Origin of the sequence: Streptomyces otsuchiensis (assembly GCF_004305975.1) — a bacterium.
GTDB lineage: Bacteria > Actinomycetota > Actinomycetes > Streptomycetales > Streptomycetaceae > Streptomyces > Streptomyces otsuchiensis.
This window is the reverse complement of sequence record NZ_BHZI01000348.1, coordinates 1-5,215: the sequence shown is the minus strand read 5'-3', so window position 1 is coordinate 5,215 and position 5,215 is coordinate 1. Positions and strand designations below refer to the sequence as shown.

The following is a 5,215-nucleotide window of genomic DNA, read 5'->3' as shown; positions in this document are numbered from 1 at the left end:
GCAGGGGGGCGGGGCGATGCGGCCGTTCGCCGCGACGCGCGGACTCCGGCCGCCGGGTGCACACTGATCCGCAGGTGAACCGCAGCGGAGGTGCACGCCATGGCCAGCCCCCTCTCCCCCACCCGGACCGGCCGGGTCCTGCTCGCCGTCGGCACCCGCAAGGGACTGTTCCTGGCCCGCCGTCCGTTCGCCCGGCGCGGTGAGGGCGACTGGGAGCTGGAGGGCCCGTACTTCCCGGAGCAGGCCGTCTACGCCGTCGCCATCGACACCCGCCCGGCGGGCGGCCCGCGGCTGCTGGCCGGCGCGGACAACAACCACTGGGGGCCCTCCGTCTTCCGCTCCGACGACTTCGGCGCGAGCTGGCAGGAGCCGCCCGCGCCCGCCGTGCGGTTCCCCGAGGACACCGGAACCTCGCTGGAGCGGCTGTGGCAGCTGCGGCCGGGCGGCCCGGAGGAAGCCGGCGTCGTCTACGCCGGTACGGAACCGGCCGCGCTCTTCCGCTCGGAGGACGGCGGCGAGAGCTTCGAGCTGGTGCGCCCGCTGTGGGACCACCCGACCCGTCCCAGCTGGGAGCCCGGGGGCGGCGGCCTGGGGCTGCACACGGTGCTCAGGGCGCCCGGCGAACGGCCCGGTGAGCTGACGGTGGCGGTCTCCGCCGGCGGCGTCTACCGCTCCGCCGACTCCGGGGCGAGCTGGTTCCCCTCCAACGACGGCGTCCAGGTCGTCTTCGCGCCGGAACCCTATCCGCCGCACGGCCAGTGCGTGCACAAGGTCGCGCGGGACGCGGAGCGCCCGGACCGCCTCTATCTGCAGAACCACTGGGGCGTGTACCGCAGCGACGACGCCGGCTCGACCTGGCAGGACATCGGCGCCGGCCTGCCCTCGGACTTCGGCTTCCCGGTGGTGGCCCATCCGCACCGCGGGTCGGTCGCCTACGTCTTCCCGCTGAACGCGGACTACGACCGTGTTCCGGCCGGACGGCGCTGCCGCGTGTACCGGACCGAGGACGCGGGGGTCAGCTGGCAGCCGCTGACGGCGGGCCTGCCCTCCGGCCCGCACTTCGGCACGGTGCTGCGCGACGCGCTCACCACCGACGACGCCGACCCGGCCGGCGTGTACTTCGGCACCAGGAACGGCGAGTTGTACGGCAGCGCGGACGACGGCGACAGCTGGCGGCTGCTGGCGAGCCACCTCCCGGACGTCCTGTGCGTGCGCGCCGTGGTGAGCGACTGACCGCCGCCGGCGTCCGGTTTGACGCGCACGCCGGGCGCGCGGGCCGGGGGCGTGCGTCCGCTGGGCGGTGCCCGTTTGAGCTACCCCCGGGGTGGGCCAGTAGGGTGACCGACCGTGGCAGCGCGACCGTTGAACGAGATCGTCGAATCGGGCTGGGCCAAGGCCCTCGAACCGGTCGCGGACCGGATCGCAGCGATGGGTGACTTCCTGCGGGCGGAGGTCGCCGCCGGGCGCACCTACCTCCCGTCGGGACAGAACGTGCTGCGCGCCTTCCAGCAGCCGTTCGAGGAGGTGCGGGTGCTGATCGTCGGTCAGGACCCGTATCCGACCCCGGGGCACGCCGTCGGGCTCAGCTTCTCCGTGGCGCCCGAGGTGCGCCCGCTCCCGGGCAGCCTGGAGAACATCTTCCGCGAACTGCACTCCGACATCGGGGCGCCCCGTCCCGCCAACGGGGACCTCACCCCGTGGACACGCCAGGGCGTCCTGCTGCTCAACCGGGCGCTGACCACCGCTCCGCGCCGCCCGGCCGCCCACCGCGGCAAGGGCTGGGAGGAGGTCACCGAGCAGGCGATCCGGGCGCTGGCCGCGCGCGGCACCCCGATGGTGGCGATCCTGTGGGGCCGCGACGCGCGCAACGCCCGTCCGCTGCTGGGCCGGGTGCCGTCGGTGGAGTCGGCTCACCCCTCCCCGATGTCGGCGGACCGCGGCTTCTTCGGGTCCCGCCCGTTCAGCCGCGCCAACGCCCTGCTGTCGGAGCAGGGCGCGGCGCCGGTCGACTGGCGGCTGCCGTGACGGACTGGGTGCTGGGCGTCGACTCGGGCGGTTCGGGGCTCCGGGCGGCGGTGGCCCCCGCCGGGGTGGACGGATTCCCGGCGCGTGCGGCGGAGTTCGTCTCCCGGACGCCGGTGCGGACCGGGTCCGAGGGTATCGACGCCGGGCATCTGCTGGACCAGTTGCTGCCGGCGGTCGACGGGCTGCTGGAGCGGGCGGAGTCCGCCGGGGGGCAGCAGCCGGGGACCGCCCGGGTGACCGCGGTCTGCGTGGGCGCGGCAGGAATGGCGACGCTGGGCTCCGGTCTGCGGAGCAGGCTCCCGGCCGCGCTGGCCGGCCGGTTCGGGCCGCTGCGGCTGGCGCTGGCGGCGGACGCGGTGACCGGTTACGCGGGTGCGCTCGGCGAGACGCCCGGCGCCGTGGTCGCCGCGGGAACCGGGATGATCGCGCTCGGCACGGACCTGGAGAGCTGGCGCCGGGTGGACGGCTGGGGCCATCTGCTGGGTGACTGCGGCAGTGGCGCCTGGATCGGCCGGGCCGGTCTGGAGGCAGCGATGCGCGCCCACGACGGCAGGGCGGGAGGCTCCCGCTCGCTGCTGGCGGCGGCGAGCGAGCGCTTCGGCCCGGCGGGCGAACTGCCCGGGGCCCTGTACCCGCGCACCGACCGCCCCGCGGTGCTGGCGTCGTTCGCGCCGTCGGTCGCCGGGTGCGCGGTGGACGGCGACGCCGTGGCGGCCGCGATCCTGGCGGAGGCGGGGCGCCACATCGCGGAGACCGCCGCGGCCGCCTGCCCGGCCCCCGGTGGGGCGGCGCAGCCCCCGGCGGTGGCGTTGACCGGCGGCCTGCTGCACATCGGCGCGCCGCTGCTGGACCCGCTGCACGCCCATCTCGCGAGGCTGCTCCCGGAGTACCGGCTGGTTCCGGCGGCGGGCGGGCCGCTGGACGGCGCGCTGCTGGTGGCGGCGCGGCTGGCGGCCGGGCGGCTGCGGCTTCCCACGGACTCCGCGCTGCTGCGGGTGCTCTGACCCCGCGTCCGGTGTGCGGTCGCGTGACTCGGGCCGCGCGGCGCCCCGGGGCGGCGCGTGCCGCCGTTCCGCGCGCGAGCGTGCGTGCCGCGTACGGCATCCCCGCACTCGGGCGCGGGCGATCAGGGCGCGGGCCGGCGCCTCATGCGCTCCCCACGAGTTCGTGACGCACCGCGACGAAGGGGGCGCACTACGGGGCGGCTCACTCCCACCAGTGAGCGGACATCGACGGACAAAGAGGTACAGCACCGTCGGAGCCCGCCCCCAGCCGAACATGCGAGCACACCAAGGCATTAACATGCGACCACATGAGCTCCTCCACTGGGCCAGGATCGGGCCTGCCCGTACGAATGCCGCGTCCCCGCCAGTCGGGACGTCACCGCCGGCCGGAACCGGTGTCCGCCCCCGAGGGCGCTCCGGTCCTCGTGCTGGCCGTCCCCGGGACTCCTACCGCGGAGACCCGCGGCCTCGCCGACGAGGTGGTGAGCATCGCGCGCGCGGACCTGCCGGGTCTGCACGCACGCGTGGCGTTCACCGAGGGCGGCGGTGAGGAGTTCCCGGCCCTCCAGGACGTACTGACCGAGGTCAGCGCGGGCCGGGTCGAGTCACCGGACGAGCCGCCGGCCGTCGTGGTGCCGCTCCTCGCCGGCCCCGACAGCGTGCAGCTGCGCACCCTGCGCCAGGCCGTGCTGAACAGCGGGTCGGGCGCCGCGCTCAGCGATGTCCTCGGTCCGCACCCGCTGCTCGCCGAGGCCGTGCACGTGCGGCTGTCGGAGGCCGGTCTCGCCCGTGCCGACCGGGCGCGGCTGTTCACCGTCGCCACCGCCGCCGACGGCATCATCCTGGTGACGGTCGGTGGCGAGGAGGCCGAGCAGGCGGCCGGGATCACCGGCATGCTGCTCTCCGCGCGCCTGGCCGTCCCGGTGCTGACCGCTGGTCTGGACACCGAGGGCGCGGTGGCGGCCGCCGCCCGGCAGCTTCTGGAGTCCGGCTCGCAGCAGCTGGCCCTGGCGCCGTGCCTGATCGGCCCGGAGGTTCCGGAGGGTCTGCTGGAGGCCGCCGCCCAGGAGGCGGGATGTGCCACCGCGGAGCCGCTGGGCGCCTACGCCTCGGTGGGCAAGCTGGTGCTGGCGGCCTACACGGGCCGTCTGGGTATCCAGCCGCAGAGCGCCCCCGCCCACTGACCATCCGCGGCGCCCCTTCACGGGGACGGCCGCACCCCGCCCCGCACCCGCCGTGCGAAAGGCCGCCCCCGCACTGTGCGGGGGCCGGCCTTTCGCGTGTGGGGCCGGGCTGTTCGCGCGTGGGGCGCCCGAGGGCCCCGCACGGCGCGCGCGGTACGGAGCGCGCCGGTGTGCGGCGCGCTTCCCCGTGCTCGGTTGCCGGTGGGGGCGCTCAGCGGCCGATGACCACGCAGGTGGGTGCGGGGAGCGTCAGGGAGCCCAGCCGGCGCGGCAGCCCGCCGGGCTGGTCCAGGGCGAACCAGCTGACGTCGCCGGACCGCTCGTTGGCGACGTACAGCCGGGTGCCGTCCGCGTCGAGCGCGATACCGCGCGGCCAGTGGCCCCCGCATTCCACGGCGCCCAGCACGGCCGCCGCACCGTCGGGGCCGAGGTCCAGGACGGCGATGTGGTCGGCGCCGCGCACCGCGACGTACAGGCGGGTGCCGTCGGGCGTGACCGCGAGGCCGGAGGGGTAGTTGTCGCCGTCGGCGACAGTGGGCAGCGGAGTCTCCCCGGCCACCGTCAGGGTGCCGCTCTCGCCGTCCCAGTGGCAGGCGGTGACGGTGGGATCGAGTTCGTTGACCACGTAGACGGTGTGCCCGGCGGGGTGGAAGACCAGATGACGCGGGCCGGTGCCGGGCCGCAGCCGCAGTTCGCCGTGGGGCCGGTGGGTGCCGTCGGCGGGATCGACGGCGTGGATCCACACCGAGTCGGTACCGAGGTCGGCGCAGAGCAGCCATGCCCCGTCCGGCGAGAGGGTGACGCCGTGCGCGTGCGGCCCCTCCTGCCGCTCCGTCACCGGGCCGGAGCCGTGGTGCGGCACGACCGTGGCCGGGCCGCGCGCGACGGTTCCGCCGGCCAGCCCGACCCCGCTGACGCTGCCCGAGGTGTAGTTGGCGGTGTAGATCCGGCGGCCGGTGACGGCGAGGTGGGTGGGGGCGGCGCCCGCCACGGGAACCGGGG

At 76.5% G+C, this 5,215-nt stretch carries 5 protein-coding genes; 4 read left to right on the top strand and 1 reads right to left on the bottom strand.

What is annotated here, in order from left to right; translation table 11 throughout:
• Positions 1–99: 99 nt before the first annotated feature.
• The 4 genes from E0D90_RS23295 to E0D90_RS23280 all read left to right on the top strand — a co-directional run bounded on the left by E0D90_RS23295 (position 100) and on the right by E0D90_RS23280 (position 4,213).
• Entirely contained in the window at positions 100–1,233 is a 1,134-nt protein-coding gene (locus tag E0D90_RS23295) for a WD40/YVTN/BNR-like repeat-containing protein (protein ID WP_130799962.1), read from the top strand.
• A gap of 114 nt (positions 1,234–1,347) precedes the next feature.
• Complete coding sequence (locus E0D90_RS23290; protein ID WP_130799961.1) at positions 1,348–2,025, top strand: uracil-DNA glycosylase; 678 nt, start codon at positions 1,348–1,350, stop codon at positions 2,023–2,025.
• Complete coding sequence (locus tag E0D90_RS23285) at positions 2,022–3,029, top strand: N-acetylglucosamine kinase (protein WP_227870431.1); 1,008 nt, start codon at positions 2,022–2,024, stop codon at positions 3,027–3,029. The genes E0D90_RS23290 and E0D90_RS23285 overlap by 4 nt, the downstream gene beginning before the upstream one ends.
• A gap of 308 nt (positions 3,030–3,337) precedes the next feature.
• On the top strand, positions 3,338–4,213 hold the full coding sequence (locus E0D90_RS23280; protein ID WP_103500432.1) for a sirohydrochlorin chelatase: 876 nt from the start codon (positions 3,338–3,340) through the stop codon (positions 4,211–4,213).
• A gap of 211 nt (positions 4,214–4,424) precedes the next feature.
• On the opposite strand, the gene E0D90_RS23275 is transcribed toward E0D90_RS23280, so the two are convergent.
• Positions 4,425–5,215: lactonase family protein (locus E0D90_RS23275; RefSeq protein ID WP_130799960.1), on the bottom strand; the 791-nt coding region annotated here is incomplete at its 5' end.